The following is a 1,131-nucleotide window of genomic DNA, read 5'->3' on the forward strand; positions in this document are numbered from 1 at the left end:
GTCATCAAGATGACTTCACCCGACATCTGCCAGCCGACATCGGTCAGCGTTGCAAACTGGAAGACGAGCGCCTTCAGACCGCCTGCAAGGCCTGCAAGGGCAGCCGACATCACGAAGGCGGCCAGCTTGTACTGATTGACGGAATAACCGAGCGACACGGCGCGGCTTTCATTCTCGCGCACCGATTTCAGGATCATGCCGAAGGGCGAGTTGATGATGCGCCAGATGGCAAACACGCCGAGCACGAACAGCGCCAGCACAAAGTAATACATGTTCATCGGATTGTTGAGATCGATGAAGCCAAACAGATATCCGCGCGGCACGCCCTGCAAGCCGTCTTCGCCATGGGTGAAGGCAGCCTGCAGGCAGAAGAAGAAGAACATCTGCGACAGCGCCAGCGTGATCATGGTCGAATAGATGCCCTGACGGCGAATGGCCAGATAGCCGATGACGAGGCCAAGCGCTGCGGCGGCAAGAATGCCGAGGATCAGGCCCACTTCCGGCGTCACGCCCCATTCCTTCACCGTATGCGCGGTGATATAGGCCGCACCGCCGAAGAAGGCTGCATGGCCAAACGAGAGAATGCCGGTATAGCCGAGCAGCAGGTTGAACGCCGAGGCAAACAGCGCAAAGCACAGCATCTTCATCAGAAAGATCGGATAGACCACGAAGGGTGCTGCGGCCAGTGCGACGATGGCGATGATGAGGATGGTGGCCGACAGGCTGTTGATCGCCGGTTTGCGGGTCGGGGTGGCGCTATGGCTTGCAGCCGTTGCTTTAAGAGCGGTATCAGCCATATCAGGCCTCCTTCCCGAACAGTCCGGCGGGTCGCACCAGAAGGACGATAGCCATGATGACGAAGATGACGATGCTGGAGGCTTCCGGGTAGAAGACCTTGGTGAGCCCTTCGGCCAGTCCCAGCACATAGCCGGTGATGATGGCGCCGAGGATCGATCCCATGCCGCCGACAACCACCACGGCAAAGACCACGATGATGATGTTCGAACCCATCAGTGGGCTGACCTGATAGATCGGGGCCGCCATGATGCCGGCAACGCCCGCAAGGCCAGCACCCAGCGCATAGGTGAAGGTGAGAAGCAGCGGCACATTGATGCCGAAGGCCTTGACCAG

The 1,131-nt window shown here is 59.2% G+C and carries 2 protein-coding genes; both read right to left on the bottom strand.

From position 1 onward, the window contains the following. A partial coding sequence (locus FIC94_RS22315) for a branched-chain amino acid ABC transporter permease (protein WP_140026472.1) occupies nucleotides 1–797 on the bottom strand: 797 nt, incomplete at its 3' end. Nucleotide 798: 1 nt separating this feature from the next. Continuing rightward, on the bottom strand, nucleotides 799–1,131 hold a 333-nt coding region (locus FIC94_RS22320; protein ID WP_442945227.1), incomplete at its 5' end, for an ABC transporter permease subunit.

The sequence above is a fragment of the Ochrobactrum teleogrylli genome (assembly GCF_006376685.1).
GTDB lineage: Bacteria > Pseudomonadota > Alphaproteobacteria > Rhizobiales > Rhizobiaceae > Brucella > Brucella teleogrylli.